Origin of the sequence: Streptomyces sp. NPDC088157 (assembly GCF_044741545.1) — a bacterium.
Lineage (GTDB): Bacteria > Actinomycetota > Actinomycetes > Streptomycetales > Streptomycetaceae > Streptomyces.
In genome coordinates, this window is the sequence record NZ_JBIUSU010000005.1 from 102143 (window position 1) to 118871 (window position 16729).

Sequence of the window (16729 nt, forward strand, 5' to 3'; positions counted from 1 at the left end):
CGAAGGACACGCGAAGAAGTCGGACGCACTCAGTTTCCCCCGGGGTGCGCTGTGTCCGGGGCGCGCATGCCTCGAACCTGTGAATGTTGTGTGCATGATAGACACACCGCGACCCTCGCACACACACAACAGCCGTCAGTGGCACCGGAGTTCCGGAGTCCGACGGGGTGGCGCGGCGCCTCCGTCGCGCCGGTGCGGCCGGTGCGACGCCGAGGGGGCGGATCGCGGAGACCCTTGGGCCGACAGGTCAGGCATCAGGCCGCTGCGGGCCGAGCAGGCGAAGTGGATCGCTCGCGTTCTCGGCAGCCTTTCGCCAGGGATCCCCGTGTGAAGATCGCCACGGGGTGGGGGCGTACAAGGGCGTCTTCTGACGGCACCGCAGTACGACGAAGCTCCGCACGACGCCGGAGACTTGGCCGGTCACCGGCGTCGACCGGAGCTTCGATGCGCTCGTCACGTTGGGACACGGCGACTGACGGCACTGCCGGAGACCGGCAACGCATCGCGTTCGACCGTCCTCCGGGTACCTGGCCGGGTCCGCCCGGTCAGGCAAACCCTTGGCCACGAAGGGCTCGGCGGCGCACCACGCCTGTCCGGCAGGCGATCAGGGGCGGCCCAGCGCGCGGTACTCCCAGCCCGCGCTGCGCCACTGGACGGGGTCGAGTGCGTGCCGCCCGTCCACGATGCGGCGCTGGGCCACGACCGCGCCCATCGCATGCGGGTCGATCTCCCGGAACTCGGTCCACTCGGTGAGCAGCACCACGACATCCGCTCCGGCGGCCGCGCCGAGCACGTCCGTGCCGTAGGTCAGGTCCGGGTAGGCGCGCCGGGCGTTCTCGGTGGCCGCCGGGTCGATGACGGTCACCTGGGCGCCGGCCTGGTGCAGCGTTCTGGCCACATCCAGCGCCGGAGCGTCGCGGATGTCGTCGGAGTTGGGCTTGAACGCCGCCCCCAGCGCGGTCACCCGGGCGCCGGCCAGTTCTCCGCCGACGAGTTCACGGACCAGGTCCACCGTGCGGGCCCGGCGCCGCTGGTTGATGGCGTCGACCTCGCGCAGGAAGGAGACGGCCTGGCCGACGCCCAGTTCCTCGGCGCGGTGGGTGAAGGCCCTGATGTCCTTGGGCAGGCAGCCGCCGCCGAAGCCGAGGCCGGGCTTGAGGAAACGGCCGCCGATCCGGTCGTCGTAGGCCAGCGCGGTGGCCAGACCCGTGACGTCGGCGCCGGTGGCCTCGCAGACCTCCGCCATGGCGTTGATGTAGGAGATCTTGGTGGCGAGGAAGGAGTTGGCGGCGACCTTGACCAGTTCGGCGGTGGGCAGGTCGGTGACGACCACCGGGGTGCCCTGGGCGATGACCGGGGCAAAGGCGGCGCGCAGCTGCTCCTCGGCCCACTCCGACGCCGTACCGAAGACGAGCCGGTCGGGCCGCAGGGTGTCGTCCACGGCGTAGCCCTCACGCAGGAACTCCGGGTTCCAGGCGAGTTCGACGTCCGTCCCGGCCGGTGCCGTCCGCTGGACGAGGTCCGTCAGCCGGGCGGCGGTGCCCACCGGGACGGTGGACTTGCCGACCACGAGGGTGCGTCGGCGCAGGTGCTGGGCGAGTTCGCCGACCGCGCTGTCGACGTAGCGCATGTCCGCCGCGTACGAGCCCGGCTGCTGGGGGGTGCCCACGCAGATGAAGTGCACGTCACCGAACTCGCCGGCCTCGGCGAAGTTCGTGGTGAACCGCAGCCGGCCGGTGTCGAGGGCCTTCGCGAGCAGTTCCGGGAGGCCGGGCTCGAAGAAGGGCACCTCGCCCGAGTTGAGCCGCTGGATCTTGGCCGGGTCGACGTCCACGCCGAGGACGTCGAAGCCCAGGACGGCCATGCAGATGGCGTGGGTGGCGCCGAGGTAGCCGGTGCCTATGACGGTGAGACGGGGAGCGTTCGTCGTGGTGTCGTCGCTGCGGGTGTCGTGTCTGTATGCGTCGTCCGAAGAGGTCACGGTGGTCTCCAGGGGTGTGTCCGGGCGTGTTCGCCCGCCGCACGAGCCGGTGGCGGCCTGCGGGAGCGGGGAACACGGGGAAGCGGGGAAGCGGGGGAAGCGGAAGGCGGTGGAGCGGTGGTGGTCAGGAGGTGCAGGCGACGTTGGCGAGGCCGTCGGCCGCGTCGTTCGCCTTGTTGTCGCAGGTGACTTTGTTGCCGTCGGACGTGAGGTGGAAGCCGTAGCCGGGCCCGTCCACGTTCGCGGTGTTGCCCCGGAAGGTGTTGCCGGTGCCCCATCCGTTGACGATCTGGTGGGTCTGGAAGCCGTCCTGCGGAGTGTGGTTTCCGGTGTTGCCCTGCAACAGCCAGCCGTTGCCCTTCACATCGACCCAGGAGTCGTTGTTGTGGGAGCCGCTCAGTTTCGATCCGTCGAAGGTGTTGTCGATGACCTTGCCGCCGCTGGTGCCCTCCTTGATGTCGATGGACTCGGCGGTGGTGTCGCTGATGTGGTTGCCGAGCACGACGTTGCGGTCGCTGGTGTCGGTCTCGCAGTTGCTCACGGTGCACCAGTTGGACTTGGCGGTGCCGATGTAGATGCCTTCGCCGTACTTCTCACGGCGCAGCCCGGTGGTGCGGACGGTGTTGCCCCGGACCATGTTGTCCGAGCTGAAGTCGCGCAGGTGGATGGCCTCGTCACCGATCTGCTCGACGGTGAGGCCCTGGATGACGGTGCCCACCACGCCGTCCGCCATGACGCCCTTCTGCGCGTCGCGGACCGTGAAGCCGACCAACCGCCAGTAGCCGACGTGGTTCAGGTGGAAGGCGTACCCGTCGTCCGTGCCGCCGCCGTCGATGACCGCCCCGGAACCGCCGCACAGGAAGATCGGCTTCGCTTCCGTACCGGAGGCCTCGGCGGTGAAGTTGCCCGCGTAGGTTCCGTTGGCCAGGGAGATGCTGTCGCCGGGCCGTGCCTGGGCGAGGGCCTGTTCGAGGGTGGCGGTGTCCTTCACCTTGACGTTGGACGCCGGGCAGGTGACCGCGGAGTCGGGTACCGAGCCGCTGGTGGCCTTCGAGCTCGGGGCCTTGGCGCCGCCCGACCGGGTCGGCAGGGCGGACGGGCCGGATTCGGCCGGGGGCACCTCGGTCGCCGAGGCCCTGGGTCCCGCGGTGCTCGCCCCGGCCGTCACCTTCGGTTCCCCTCCGCCGCCACCCGAGACCGCCACGACGAGCGCGGCCAGGGCGACCAGGAACGCGCCTCCGGCCAGCCAGACGGCCGGCTGCCGGAAGCGACCGCCTTCAGGAGTGGGCGGCGGGTCGGCCGGCGGGGTCGAGGGCATGGGCGGCGTGGAAGACATGGGCGGCAACTCCGGTCCGTCCGGTCGGGCAGTCGGCAGAGGGTCTAGGGGCCAGAGGGGTCTGGCGGTCCAGGGGACAGAGGGGTCTGGGGCCAGAGGCGTAGGGGGGCGGAGGGGTCCCAGGCCGGCGGTCAGAGGGGCGGGCGGCCGGCCTGGGTGGACTGGGGAGTCAGGGCACGCAGGGTGGTGGTGGCCTCCGCGTCGTCCCTGGAGAACCAGTCGAGCTGGGACGTCTGACGGAGGGGGACCTCCTTGACGGCGCCGGCCAGCGGCCTCTTGTCCTCGTACGGGTGGACGCCCAGGATTCCGTGGCCGCCGCGACGGCGCCCACGTCGGCTCTGGCGTCGGCCCAGCACCGCCGAGACCAGGATGAGCAGCAGCATGCCCGCCCAGAGCAGCGTCATGGGACTGGCGTAGTGCCGGAACTTGATCCAGAAGGAACTGGTGTCGTGCCAGGCGAACGTCTGGTTCTGCTTGACGGTGATGCCGCCGTGGGCGCGGGTGGTGTCCACGGCGCTCGGACCGACCCCCGAGATGACGTTGTACGAGATGAGGGACTCGTCGACCGATCCGACGAGGCTGATCCCGTGGTTGGTGCCGTCCTGGATGGTGTTGCCGCGTATCTCGCCGACCGAGTCCCGTACGTAGATGCCGGTGTCGGTGCTTTCGACGATGTTGCCGGTGATCGTCGCGGCGGTCACGCCGTCGCGCACCGAGATGCCCTGCCTCGACTGGCCGCTGAGGTGGTTTCCGGTGATGGCCACCTTGGTGGCGTCCTTGCGGGCCACGATGCCCATGTCGCCGCCCTCGACACGGTTGTTCTGCACGCCCACGTCCGTGCCGCCGAAGATCTCGATGCCGTAGTGGCCGTTGTCCTTGGCGGTGCTGTCGGACACGGAGTTGGAGCCGTAGCTGCTGATGGACTCGCCCGAGGCCGAGGGGCCGCTGGCGAGCGGCCGGCCGCTGAGCGTGAAGCCGTTGCCGCCGTTGCCCGAGGCCGTGGAGCCACTGATCCGGACCTGCTCGGTGGCTCGGGCCAGGACGAACCCGTCACCGCCGTTGTCCTTGGAGACGGACCGCTCGACCACCGCGTTGGTGACGAACCGGTGCAGGACAACGCCGTGTTCCAGGCTCTTCTGCACCGTGCTGTCACTGATGCTCACCCCGTTGGCACCGGAGATGAACATGCCGTACGCGTTGCCCGTGAGGGTGGAGTGCCCGATCTCCGCCGAGACGTACGAGAGGCTGGGCACCGAGAACCGGGTGTCGGGCGTGGCCAGCGATCCGGAGGGCTGGGCCACCACGTCACCGCTGCTCGCGTCCGAGTCCGAGGACGCCTTCGAGTCCTTGATGTTGCCGGTGTCGGGGCGGTCGGTTCCGGTGAGGCTCAGACCGCCGGTGCGACCGCTCCAGAAGCCGAGGTCGCTGACCTTGGCGTATGTCATGGAGAACTGGCCGCCGATGGCACGGATGTAGGCCCGGCCGTCCCGTACGTCCGTGTCCGGCTTCTTCTTCTTGACGTCCCAGGCGGTGATCCGCATGGGTGCCTGCGGGGTGCCCTCCAGGGTGAGCCGGCCGCCGAAGGACACGATGCTGACGAAGCCCTTGTTGCTGCTGGCCATCCGCAGCGTCAGCCCGCCGGGGTTGGACAGCTTCAGCTTGGCCCCTGCGTTGAGATAGAGGTTCTCGGTCAGCAGATAGGAACCGTCCGGCTCGCGGACGAACGTCTGTGGGGCCAGCTCGAGCAGGTCCGAGACGGTGTAGGCGTTGCTGCGCTGGGTCAGGACCAGGGTGTAGCCGCTGCCGGTGTCCAGCCGGTACGGCGCCTTCCACTGCCCGCCCTTGAGGGGAGCGACGGCGGCGACCGCACGGACCTGGTCCAGGCGGTGGTCCTCCGCGGCCACGAGCGCGGTCTCGTTCTCCGCGTCCGTGGCGTTGACCTGCGGCTTGTCGTCCCCGTCGGCGGCCGGGGCGCCGGAGGCGGAAGCGAGGAGCGCACCGGCGGCGAGGGCCAGCACGACCCCTCCGCGCAAGCCGGCCAGGAGCTGATGACGTGTCATGACTGCTGCACCTCCGGCCACGAGGCCGTGGCGGTCCGTGTCGCGCCGCCGAGGGACGCCGAGTTCTGTCCCTCGCCACCGACGCTGTCGCTGGTGCGGGTGAGCCAGCCCTGCTTGTTCATGGTGACGAAGGCGAACAGCTTGATCGGCAACGAGATCATGATGACGACGAGTGCCAGCACCGGCAGCAGCAGGACCTCCTGCGGGTGTCTGCGCAGGTGGGAGTAGCCACGGATACCGCGCCCCACGAGCAGCCAGATCAGCACGAGGACGATGCCCCGGCCGGTCATCTCCAGGCGGCTGAAGAGCAGATACCCGAGGGCCATGCCCATCGTCACCGGCGTCAGCAGGATCTGCAGCACGGTGATCTTGGTGACCAGGGGGACCCGCCACAGCCAGCCCTTGTACACGGCGGTCAGGTAGCAGCGGTAGGAGTTCCGGCTCCAGCGCACCCGCTGCTTCACGAAGGCGCGGAACGAGGAGGGGAACATCGACATCGCCCGCGCGGAGGACTGGTGCACGGTCTTGTAACCGGACGCCAGCACCAGCCAGGTCAGCCGTCCGTCGTCACCGGCGACGCAGCGCCGGCCCAGGAAGAACTCGTTCTCCAGGTTCCCCAGGACGGGCTCGATCGCGGCCCGCCGATAGGCCGCCGTGCGACCGGACAGACAGGCCACGGCGCCCGCGCGGCCCATGGCCGGGACGTAGTCGTAGTAGCGGAGGTTGACCAGCCAGTCGGCGACCCGCCGCCAGACGCTGGTCGTGCGCTGGTAGACGTTCTGCTGGGTGCCGACTCCGCCGACCGCGGGGTCGACGAACGGCATCTGTACGGCGGCCAGCAGCCCCGGCTCCCAGCGGGTGTCCGAGTCCACCAGCACCACGAGCTCGCTCGTCGCGGCGCGGATGCCCACGCCCAGCGCCGACCGCTTGCCGGCGTGCTCGAAGGCCAGCACCCGGACCCGGGGATCCTGCACCTGCGCCAGCCTGCTCAGGACCTCGGTGTCGTCCACGTCGGGGACGATGATGATCTCGGTGGGATCCTGGGCGAGCCAGGTGTCCAGGCAGTCCACCAGGATGTCCGCGTCCTCGCGGTACGCCGGGACGACCACGGACACCGTGGTCCGGTAGTTGTTCACCACGGGCTTGGCGAACCGGGAGAGCACCGCCCGATAGAGCCACAGCCCCCAGACGAAGACGCCGGCGATGCCCAACGGCATCACCTCGCGCCATGACGTCTCGGCGGTCACCGTGACTATCCATGACCAGAAATCGTCGAAGAAGCTCGACACGAACTCAGACCCCCCAGCCAGAGCGGCGCCCAAACAGGTGGGCGAAATGTGCGACGTTCGCGGTCTACACGGGGAAATCTAGGGCCGAAACGATCGCTCCCGGCACACGGGCAACACGAAGTTCACCTGTCGCATCCACAAAACGTTCACAAGAGGAGCGCCCCGTCAGCGAACGACCACCCGCCGCGCCGCACCCGACACATCATCGCCCATTGATCTGATGAGCCATCATATGTGTTTATCAGCAGGGCGTTTACCCCCAGCCCGGGTAGAGGCCGGCCCCTTCCACCACCCCCACTCCCGAGGCACTCGCGATCTTCGCGAATGCAAAGTTCATGTGACGCACATCACATAGTCCGAATTCGGGTTGGCGAACACATGAAACGCACAGCTCACCAAACCGCCATCTCGCGCATAGCCCTCGACAAGGCCTGAACCGCCGGTCACCGCCTTGCCGTCGGCAAGTGCCACCACCCCACGCGGAAGCCCCGCCGCTTCCGTCGGGGCTTCGCGTATGCCATCACGTGTCCAACGGCCCGCGAGCAGGACCGAACTTGTTCAGTTCCGACCACTGTTCCCAGGGAGCCGGTCTCCGGGGAACCAGCTCGTCACGGCGCCTGAGCGCGGCGCGTCGGCTTCCGGCCCCATGCCTGGGCCGGCGCTTCGATGTGTCGATGGGGCAGCGCGCACAGCGGCAGTCGAAGCTTGACCGATCGCGACGGAGAGGGCTCAGACGCCATGTCCCGAACCCGTTCAGACGCCATGTCCCGAACCCGTTCAGACGCCGTCTCCCGAACCCGTTCAGACGCCGTCTCCGCCCTCAGCTGTCGACAACAGCGAGGTGGTACGTCGTGTCCACCCAGAAACCTCCGGTGGTGCGCGCCTTGATCTCGAGCACGTAGTGGCCGACGGGCAACGGATCGAACGCACACCAGAGCCCCCAGGCGATGCGCCGCCGCAACGCCGCACGGAAGGGCTTCGACGTGAACTCCCGCATCGGCAGGGGAGTTCCGTTCAGGAACGCCTTGGCCTCGGCGACCTCCATCACCATCGGCTCGCGAGAGGTCAGCGTCTGCGGCCTCTGCGTGTTGAACACCGGAAAGAAGACCGGCCGTCCCGAAGGCATCGAACAGCGCCGCACCACGCGACCGCCGTAGGTACCGGCCAGGAACCAGACATCGTCGGGCTGTCGCCAGCCCGCGAACTCCCCTGTCTGATCCCTGACAGGACTACGGTCGTCGGGCGCGGACAGCGCCCACTGCCACCAGCGGGCAGCCAGCTCGCCACCACGGCCGGGCCCCAGTTCCTTGAAGTCGCCTCCGACCGGCGCAGACTCGCTCACGGCTGCCCCCATCCCCCCACCCGCTCAGACATTCGATCACGTCGGCGAGACCCTACACGGCAGGACCGAAAGGTGTCCGCGCTCCCCGTGCGCTCACGGCCGACGCGGTCGTAGGTGCGGGCGATTTCGGCGGGGAGCGTCCGTCGGGGAAGTTGGTCGCCTTCGCCGACGGCGACCAACAGCAGTCCCGCGGTCCTGCCCGCGACCTTCGGCATCGAGGTCAGGTGTCTTCGACAGAGGTGTTTCTCCGGCGCGGCAGCGGTGGACTGGAGCATCAGAGCCGTTGAAGGTCTCTCGCACTCCTACCGGTCCAGTGGGAACGGCCCAGCACGATCATGGACTTCCAGGACCTGTTCCCCTTGAAAGGGATCTCGAAGATCCGGGAAAACAGCCATGCCCCAAGCACCGAAACCGGCAGGGCCACGATCAGCGTGAACCCGAATGTGGGCAGGCCGGGCGATACGAAATGCGGGGCCACTCGGCGGATCACGGCCATGACGATCGGCAGATGGATCAGGTAGAGGCTGTAGGAGAAGTTACCGAGACTCTGAATGGGCCGTGCGGTCAGGAGCCGTACGAGGAGGGCGGGTCTGCCGGTGGCAACCGCGGCAATGAGCATCGTCATGGCGGGAGCGATGGCGAGATCCACCCAGAAGTAGTGGTTCACCGTCCACACAGACCCCCACGCGACGCCGAGAACCAGGACCGGCATGGCGGCAAGGACGGCGAACCATCCCCAGGGCAGGCGCCGGACCCTGTCCGGCGCAACCACGATTCCCGCGCCCACCACGCCCGCGGCGAACACCGGAGCGAGATGCGGAGCGAGCCAGTTGGCTCCTTCCACGGGAGACGCGTCGACCGCCATCAGGCCACGAGCGATCACCGGAAGAGTCACGCACGCGACCAGGACCGCCGCGCTCCACCGCCGCCGGACGAACAGGAGAAGGGGAAACAAGAGATAGAGCTCGGCCTCGACCCCGATCGACCAGAACGCGCCGTTCGGTGTCGGTGCGGTGAACACGTCCTGACCGAGAAGGCCGTACACGAGAATCGACGAGCCCGTAGGCGGTCCGAAATGCGAAGCGGGCACCACGAACCAGGAAATGATCAGGCTCATGATCAGTGCTGCCCAGTACGGAGGCAGGATGCGCCAGGCACGTCGGCGCAGGAACTGGGCGACGCCCCCCGACCGCCACCCGTGACGCGCCGGGGAGATCGCCAAAGAGAAGCCGGACAGCACCAGAAAGAAGACGACGGCAAGACGCCCGAACATCAGCCCGTCCAGCCATGGAGGCGCCGAACTGTTGGGATACCCCGGGAACGTGTACAACCAGCAGTGGAACAGGACCACATACAGTGCCGCCAGGCCGCGCAGACCATCCAGACCCAGCACCTGCCGACGGACGTCTGCCCCGCTCGCCCTCTCTCCCTGCCCCGCCGGGGCGGCCAAGTCGGGAGCGCTACTGACCGGACGGCTCGCATCCACTGAAATCGTTCAGCCCTTTTTCCGAGCACCGCGTTCACAGCACGCCGCCGACCCCTCGACGGTCGCTGTCGCCACACGATGCAACCTACGACAGGCGCGCGCCCGTCGACCCGTTCCCTGGTAGTACGCCGGGCGCCGCGGTGCCACCCCACAGTGACTGATTACGCGGCGTCCGACCGAGCAGTTCAACTGACAGGTCAGAACCTCATCCCGCCGGGGCGAACCTGCGCTCGCGAGGGATGTTCCCGCCGGCCCGGATCCCGCTCGACGGCATGCACGCCACCGCACGACATGCGGCGCACACGCGCTCGGGGCTGTCGTGAACAGGAGCGCCGCCCGCGCCAGCAGGGCCCACAGGTTCCGACCATCGGGCTCGCGTCCCCCGCAACCAAGCCCTGCCTGGACCCGGATTGAGGATGGCAAGGGCCGGACGGTCCCGCGACCGCCGATCAACCCATAAGGATCAGAGCCCGGGCGCCGGGGCGGGGAACCAGTCCCGGCGTGGTGCCCTCACCAACTCAAGGAGGGACCAAGACGGATGAACCCGACTCGCGCCGGCCCCGGATCGGGCCCCATCCGACCCTCGTACGCGCCTCATGGCAGTGGTTTAGACCACATGCCGATCAAGGGAAAAGAAAAACCCCAGGTCACGGCGAGTGAGTCCCAGGGTTTTCCAGAGCCGCCTTCGGGATTCGAACCCGAGACCTACGCATTACGAGTGCGTTGCTCTGGCCATCTGAGCTAAGGCGGCGCGCTGTCCACACCATGGTGCGATCAGCAACGTCGGTAAGTCTACACAGTTTCCAGGGGTGCTCCGAACAGGCCCCGGACGCGGTGATTCCGGGGCCCGCACCGGCGGCTACTCGCAGCGCTTGCCCTCCGCCGGAGGGGTCCCGTGGAGCAGGTAGGTGTCGATCGCGGAGTCGATACAGGCGCTGCCGCGGCCGTAGGCGGTGTGGCCGTCGCCCTCGTAGGTGAGCAGGCGCGCCGAGGTGAGCTGCTGGGCGAGGGACCGGGCCCAGCGGTAGGGCGTCGCCGGATCGCGGGTGGTGCCGACGACGACGATCGGGGCGGCGCCCTTCGCCTCGATGCGGTGCGGCTCACCCGTGGGCCTCACCGGCCAGTACGCGCAGTTCAAGGAAGCCCAGGCGAGGCCTTCGCCGAAGACCGGGGACGCCTTCTCGAAGGACGGGATCTCTTTCTTCACCTGGTCGGGGGTGGAGAAGGCCGCGGGGAGGTCGAGGCAGTTCACCGCCGCGTTGGCGGCCATCAGGTTGGCATAGCGGCCGTCGGCGTCCCGCTCGTAGTAACCGTCGGAGAGGGCGAGCAGGCCCGCGCCGTCCTTGTCCTTAGTCGCCGAGGTCAGCGCCTCGCGCAACTGCTCCCATGTGCTCTCGTCGTACATCGCCGCGATCACGCCGGTCGCGGCGAGGGCCTCGCCGAGTTTCCGGCCGTCCGGGTCGCCGGTGGGGATCGGGCGCGCGTCGAGCCTGCGGAAGAAGGCCTTGAGGTTCTCGCCGAGCTTGGCGGGAGCCGTGCCCTTCCCGCCGAGCGGGCAGTCGGACCGCCGGACGCAGTCCTTCGCGAACGACTGGAACGCCGTCTCGAATCCGGCCGTCTGGTCCAGGTTCAGCCGACGGGCGGGCAGCGCCGGGTCCATCGCGCCGTCCAGCACCAGCCGGCCCACCCGGCCGGGGAAGAGCCCCGCGTACGTCGCCCCGAGGAACGTCCCGTACGACGCCCCCACGTACGTCAGTTTCCGATCACCCAGGACCGCGCGCAGGATGTCCATGTCACGAGCCGCCTCCACGGTGGAGACGTGCCGCAGCAGCTTCGGCGAGTGCGCGCCGCAGCCCTCCGCGAACTCCTTGTAGGCGTCGACGAGTTGCGTGGCCTCCCGCTGGTCGTCGGGGGTGGTGTCGGTCTGGGTGTACGTGTCCATCTCGCGCCCGTCGAGGCACTCCACCGGTTCGCTGCGGGCCACGCCTCGCGGGTCGACGGCGACCATGTCGTAGCGGGCGCGCACCTCGGCGGGGTAGCCGATACCGGCGTACTGCTGGACGTAGCCGACCGCCGAGCCGCCCGGTCCGCCCGGGTTGACCAGAAGCGAGCCGAGCCGCTTGCCCGGACCCGTCGCCTTCTTGCGGGCGATCGCGAGCCGGACGTCGCCCGCGCCCGGCTCCGCGTAGTCGAGCGGCGCCTTCAGGGTGGCGCACTCGAAGCCGGGCATACCGCAGCCGCGCCAGCTCAGCTTCTGCCCGTAGTACGGCGCGAGCGCCGACGGCGTGGCCCGCGGCAGCGCGACGAGTGCCGTCACCGCCGTGGAACCGGCGGAGCTCGTCGGCCCTGCGGCGGAACAGCCGGAGACGAGCAGCGCGGCGAGCGAGAGGAGGGTGACGCCGGTACGGGACCCGCGGAGAGAGCGCCTGATGTACATCCAGCGAGCGTAACTCTGCGCAACGAAGTGAACGCCGTACGTACGCGAAGGGACACGGACGAGTGACGCGGTCAACCCGAGATCGACATCTGCACAGCCCGCGCGTCGTCCCCGGACGCGGATGACGTGCCGGCCGACTCGTCGAGGCCGGGTGGCGGTGGCGTGTCAGCCCGCTCTCAGCGCCATCGTCATCGCCTCCACCGCCAGCAGTGGAGCCACGTTGCGGTCGATGGCCTGTCTGCACCCAGCGATGGCATCGATACGGCGAAGCGTGGACTCGGGGCTGCTGCTGCGGGCGAGCCGCTCCAGGGAGTCCTCGGCGTCCGCGTTGGCGATCGCGACGCGGGAGCCGAGCTGGAGGGCGAGGACGTCGCGGTAGAAGGCGGTCAGATCGGTGAGCGCGAGGTCGAGGCTGTCACGCTGCGTACGCGTCCTGCGGCGCTTCTGCTTGTCCTCCAGATCCTTCATCACGCCCGCCGTGCCACGCGGCATCCGGCCCCCCTGGACCGCGCCCAGCGCCGCCTTCAGCTCGTCGGTCTCCTTGCCGTCCATCTCCTCCGCGAGCTGCTTGGCGTCCTCGGTGGCCGCGTCGACCAGTTCCTGGGCGGCGCGGAGACAGCCACCGACGTCGTCGACGCGCAGGGGCAGCTTCAGTACGGACGCGCGGCGTTCGCGGGCGGCGGGGTCGGTGGCCAGTCGACGGGCCCGCTCGACGTGCCCCTGTGTGGCCCGGGCCGCGGCCGCGGCGACGGCCGGCTCGATGCCCTCGCGCCGGACGAGCATGTCGGCGACGGCGTCGACGGAGGGCGTACGCAGATTCAGGTGCCGGCAGCGGGAGCGGATGGTGGGCAGCACATCCTCCAGGGAGGGCGCGCAGAGCATCCAGACCGTCCGCGGGGCGGGCTCCTCGACGGCCTTCAGGACGGCGTTGGCGGACTTCTCGTTCAGCCGCTCGGCGTCCTCCACGAGGATGACCTGCCAACGGCCCGTGGCGGGCGAGGTGTACGACTTGCGGACCGTGTCGCGCATGTCCTCCGCGAGGATCTGCGAACCGACGGCGGCGACCGTGGTGACATCGGCGTGGGTGCCGATGAGCGCCGTGTGACAGCCGTCGCAGAACCCGCAGCCCGGAACGCCGCCGAGCGCCCGGTCCGGGCTCACGCACTGGAGCGCGGCGGCGAAGGCGCGCGCCACCTGGCTGCGGCCGGCGCCGGGCGGGCCGGTGAACAGCCAGGCGTGCGTCATCTTCGACGCCTCGGGCGGCGGTGCGGCGGAGCCGGCCGCGGTGACGAGCGCGTCGGCGTCCCGAGCGGCAGCGGTCAGCTGCTCGCTCACCTTCTCCTGCCCGACGAGGTCGTCCCACACGGTCATGCGTCACGCCGCCCTTTCGTCACGTTTCGCGTTGCGGGTTCCATTGTGCGGGGAACCACTGACAATCGGGCCACGGTGAGGGCCCCGCCGACTACCGGGCGGCGGGGCGCCCTGCGGCGGGGCCGATGCCGGCACGCTCAGCGGCGGCGGCCCCGCCCCCGGCCCTCGTCGTCCCCGTCATCGTCCCGGCGCGATCCCAGCAGTTCGTCCGCCAGCGTCGGCAGATCGTCCAGCGGGGTCTCCTCGGCCCAGTCCGGCCGGGGCCGCTGCCGGGGCGCGCCCTCCTCGTCGACCTGCGGCAGCTCGCGCGTGCGGTCGTCGGCCCCGTCCGGCCCGGACCCGTCCCGCTCGTCGCGGAAGTACCCCGGGGGCACCCGGTCCGAGGGGCTCTGATCCCGCACCGGAGGCAGCACGGCCGTCTCGTCCTCGGAGCTCTCCCCGCGCACCGGAGGCAGCACCGCCGTCTCGTCCGCGGCCCCGGGCGGAATCGAGGGCTGCGGCAGCTCGGCCGTCACCTCGGCGTCGGCTCCTCCCGCGGCGCTCGCGGGCTTCCCGGGCCCGGACGCCCGCCCGGACGCCCGCCCGGACGGCCGTGCGGGCTGCTCCGGCTCCTTGTCCGTCCGGATCGGCGGCAGCACCGCCGTCTCGTCGACCGGTCCGCCCGACGCGTTCGTCGGAGTCACCACCGGAGTCGGCACGGTCACGGCTTCCGGCGGGGCGGCCGCAGCCGCCGTGGGGCGCGTCGGCTTCGGTCCGACCTGCGCCGCGGCGGCGGCCTGCTCCGCCGCGCGCCGGGCCTCCTCGGCCCGCAGCAGCGCCTCCTCGGCCTTCCGCTGCTTCTCCAGGCGCCGACTGTCGGCCTCGGCACGCAGCCGCGCCTCCTCCTCGGCCTGCTTGCGGCGGCGCTCCTCCTCCGCCTTGCGGCGGGCCTCCTCCTCGGCGCGGGCCTTCTCCTCCGCCAGGAGGCGGACCCGCTCCTCCTCGGCACGCCTGCGTGCTTCCTCGGCGCGCAGCCGCGCCTCCTCGGCCTGCCGTTCGGCCTCGCGCCGCTGCGCCTCCTCCAGCTCGCGCCGCTTGCGCTCCTCCTCCTCGGCGCGCAGCTTGGCGAGCTGCTCCTGGCGCTCGCGCTCCAGGCGCTCCTCCTCGGCCTTGCGGGCGGCCTCCTCCTCGGCCTTGCGGCGGGCCTCCTCCTCGGCCTTCCTGCGCGCCTCCTCCTGGGCCTTGATCTCGGCCTCGGACAGGGGCAGCAGCTGGTCGAGCCGGTGCCGGACGACGGTCGTGACGGCCTCGGGCTCCTGGGCCGCGTCGACCACCAGGTAACGGCCCGGGTCGGCCGCGGCCAGCGTGAGGAAACCTGAGCGCACACGCGCGTGGAACTCGGCCGGCTCCGACTCCAGCCGGTCGGGCGCCTCGGTGAAGCGCTCGCGGGCGGCCTCCGGAGAAACGTCCAGCAGGACCGTCAGATGCGGGACCAGTCCGTTCGTCGCCCAGCGCGAGATCCGTGCGATCTCGGTCGGCGACAGGTCACGGCCCGCGCCCTGGTAGGCCACGGACGAGTCGATGTACCGGTCGGTGATCACCACCGCGCCGCGCTCCAGGGCGGGCCGGACGACCGTGTCGACGTGCTCCGCGCGGTCCGCGGCGTACAGCAGCGCCTCCGCGCGGTGCGAGAGCCCGGCGCTGGAGACGTCCAGCAGGATCGACCGCAGCCGCTTGCCCACGGGCGTGGCCCCCGGCTCGCGCGTGAGGACGACCTCGTGGCCCTTGGCCCTGATCCACTCGGCGAGCGCCTCGGCCTGCGTGGACTTGCCGGCGCCGTCGCCGCCCTCCAGGGCGATGAAGAAGCCGTTCCCTGCCTGCGTCGGCACCGGGTCGTCGCCACCGAGCAGCGCGTCCCGCAGGTCCTGCCGCAGGGGTACGCCGGAGCGGTCGTCGACCTTGGCGAGCACCAGTGCGGCCACCGGCAGCAGCAGCGCACCGACCAGCATCAGCGTGAACGCGGCCCCGCCGTGCGCGAAGACGAACTTGCCGTTCTCCAGCCGGTGCGGCCCGATGAGCGCCGCCACCAGCGGGGCGATCACCGCGCCCAGCGCCACCACGACCCGTACGACGGCGTGCAGATGCTCCGTGGTCCGCGCCCGGCGGTTCTCCTCGGTCTCCTGGTCGAGCAGGGCGTGTCCGGTGTTGGCGGCGACGCCCGCGCCGACGCCCGCCAGTGCCACGATCAGCAGCGCGCTGGTGACGTCCGGGACCAGTCCCGCGGCCAGCAGCGCCACGCCGGTGAAGGCGATGGCCAGCGCGAGCAGTCGGCGCCGCGACAGCGACACCAGCACCTTCGGTGCCGTACGGATACCGACGACGACACCGCCGGTCAGCCCGAGCACGAGCAGCCCGTACAGAACCGGACCGCCGCCCAGGTCCTTGGCGTGCAGCACGGACACGGCGACGGCGGCGGAGACCGCCCCCGCGACGGCGGCGCAGGCCAGGACCAGCAGCGGGATCACGCCGGTGCGTCCCGCGTCGACGCCCGTGGCGGTCCTGGGCCGACGCAGGCCCTCGAGCGGCGACCGCGCGCGCGGGGTGCGCGCTCCGGGCAGCTCCAGGAAGGTCACGATGGACAGGGATCCCGCGAAGAGCCCTCCGGCCACATAGGAGGCGAGGGCCGCCTGGTGCTGCCCGAACCAGTCGATCCCGGCACCCAGGAGATTGTTGAACAATGCCGCGACGACCAGTGTGGCCGCGCCCAGCGGGATCGTCGCGAAGCCGGTGCGCAGAGACAGGCGGCGCAGGGCTTCCATGTGGTCCGGCAACGGCCGTACGGTCGCGCCCTCCAGGGGCGGGGCGGGCAGCAGGGCCGGGGAGGCGCTCTCGCGGGCGACCGTCCAGAACCGCTCCGCCACTCCGGTCACGAACACCGTGACGAGCAGCAGGGCCGGCGCGTCGTCCGGCGTCCAGTCGATCCACAGCGGCGCGACGATCAGCAGCGCGGCGCGCACACCGTCCGCGCCGGCCATGGTCCAGCGGCGGTCGAGTGGGCCGTCCGGCGAGGTCAGTGAGGTCAGCGGGCCCAGGAGGACCGCGCCGAAGAGCAGGGTGGCCAGAATGCGCACCGCGAAGACGGTCGCCACTGCGAACGCCACGCCCCGGTAGCCGCCTCCGAACGAGCCCTCCACGATGGCCGCTTGGAGGACGAGGAGGACGCACACCAGGAGTGCGAGGGTGTCTCCCACACCGCTCACCAACTGTGCGCTCCACAGCCGTTTGAGCTGCGGCTCGCGCAACAGGGCGCGCACGGCGCGCTCGCGGGAGTCCGCCACCAGGGCGTCGTCCGGTGCCGGGTGGTGGGCCGTTGGCTGCTCGGCTCGCGTCATGCTTTCAGCCTATCGGCCGCGACTGACACGCTGGTGACCCCGTCCGCACGGACGAC

At 70.6% G+C, this 16729-nt stretch carries 9 protein-coding genes and 1 tRNA gene; all 10 read right to left on the reverse strand.

The annotated features are described in order from the left end of the window. Positions 1-604: 604 nt before the first annotated feature. The 10 genes from ACIPFH_RS20470 to tmk all read right to left on the reverse strand — a co-directional run bounded on the left by ACIPFH_RS20470 (position 605) and on the right by tmk (position 16673). On the reverse strand, positions 605-1981 hold the full coding sequence (locus tag ACIPFH_RS20470) for a UDP-glucose dehydrogenase family protein (protein WP_401828202.1): 1377 nt from the start codon (positions 1979-1981) through the stop codon (positions 605-607). Positions 1982-2105: 124 nt separating this feature from the next. Continuing rightward, positions 2106-3317 (reverse strand): nitrous oxide reductase family maturation protein NosD, encoded by a 1212-nt coding sequence (locus tag ACIPFH_RS20475; RefSeq protein WP_401828204.1) that lies wholly within the window; start codon positions 3315-3317, stop codon positions 2106-2108. A gap of 131 nt (positions 3318-3448) precedes the next feature. After that, positions 3449-5377, reverse strand: a complete 1929-nt coding sequence (locus ACIPFH_RS20480) for a right-handed parallel beta-helix repeat-containing protein (RefSeq protein WP_401828206.1) — start codon at positions 5375-5377, stop codon at positions 3449-3451. After that, positions 5374-6624 carry a glycosyltransferase family 2 protein gene (locus tag ACIPFH_RS20485; RefSeq protein WP_401828207.1) on the reverse strand — a complete coding sequence of 417 codons (1251 nt, stop codon included), beginning with the start codon at positions 6622-6624 and terminating at the stop codon, positions 5374-5376. The genes ACIPFH_RS20480 and ACIPFH_RS20485 overlap by 4 nt, the downstream gene beginning before the upstream one ends. A gap of 862 nt (positions 6625-7486) precedes the next feature. Beyond that, positions 7487-8008, reverse strand: coding sequence for a hypothetical protein (locus ACIPFH_RS20490; RefSeq protein WP_401828209.1), 522 nt, complete (start codon positions 8006-8008; stop codon positions 7487-7489). Positions 8009-8282: 274 nt separating this feature from the next. Continuing rightward, entirely contained in the window at positions 8283-9401 is a 1119-nt protein-coding gene (locus ACIPFH_RS20495) for an acyltransferase family protein (RefSeq protein ID WP_401828211.1), read from the reverse strand. 770 nt (positions 9402-10171) lie between these two features. Then, a tRNA-Thr gene (locus tag ACIPFH_RS20500) sits at positions 10172-10245 on the reverse strand. A gap of 108 nt (positions 10246-10353) precedes the next feature. Beyond that, the gene (locus tag ACIPFH_RS20505; RefSeq protein ID WP_401828212.1) at positions 10354-11931 is read right to left on the reverse strand and encodes an alpha/beta hydrolase; all 1578 of its coding nucleotides are present in this window, start codon (positions 11929-11931) and stop codon (positions 10354-10356) included. A 165-nt stretch (positions 11932-12096) separates the two neighbouring features. Then, entirely contained in the window at positions 12097-13302 is a 1206-nt protein-coding gene (locus tag ACIPFH_RS20510) for a DNA polymerase III subunit delta' (protein ID WP_401828213.1), read from the reverse strand. Positions 13303-13439: 137 nt separating this feature from the next. Beyond that, entirely contained in the window at positions 13440-16673 is a 3234-nt protein-coding gene (gene tmk, locus ACIPFH_RS20515; RefSeq protein WP_401828215.1) for a dTMP kinase, read from the reverse strand. Between the last annotated feature and the right edge of the window lie 56 nt (positions 16674-16729).

What these genes read in the sequence shown, in the direction of transcription:
- ACIPFH_RS20505 (WP_401828212.1), bottom strand. Translation starts at nt 11,931, where the DNA reads ATGTACATCAGGCGCTCTCTCCGCGGGTCCCGTACCGGCGTCACCCTC.
- ACIPFH_RS20480 (WP_401828206.1), bottom strand. Translation starts at nt 5,377, where the DNA reads ATGACACGTCATCAGCTCCTGGCCGGCTTGCGCGGAGGGGTCGTGCTG.
- ACIPFH_RS20475 (WP_401828204.1), bottom strand. Translation starts at nt 3,317, where the DNA reads ATGTCTTCCACGCCGCCCATGCCCTCGACCCCGCCGGCCGACCCGCCG.
- tmk (WP_401828215.1), bottom strand. Translation starts at nt 16,673, where the DNA reads ATGACGCGAGCCGAGCAGCCAACGGCCCACCACCCGGCACCGGACGAC.
- ACIPFH_RS20510 (WP_401828213.1), bottom strand. Translation starts at nt 13,302, where the DNA reads ATGACCGTGTGGGACGACCTCGTCGGGCAGGAGAAGGTGAGCGAGCAG.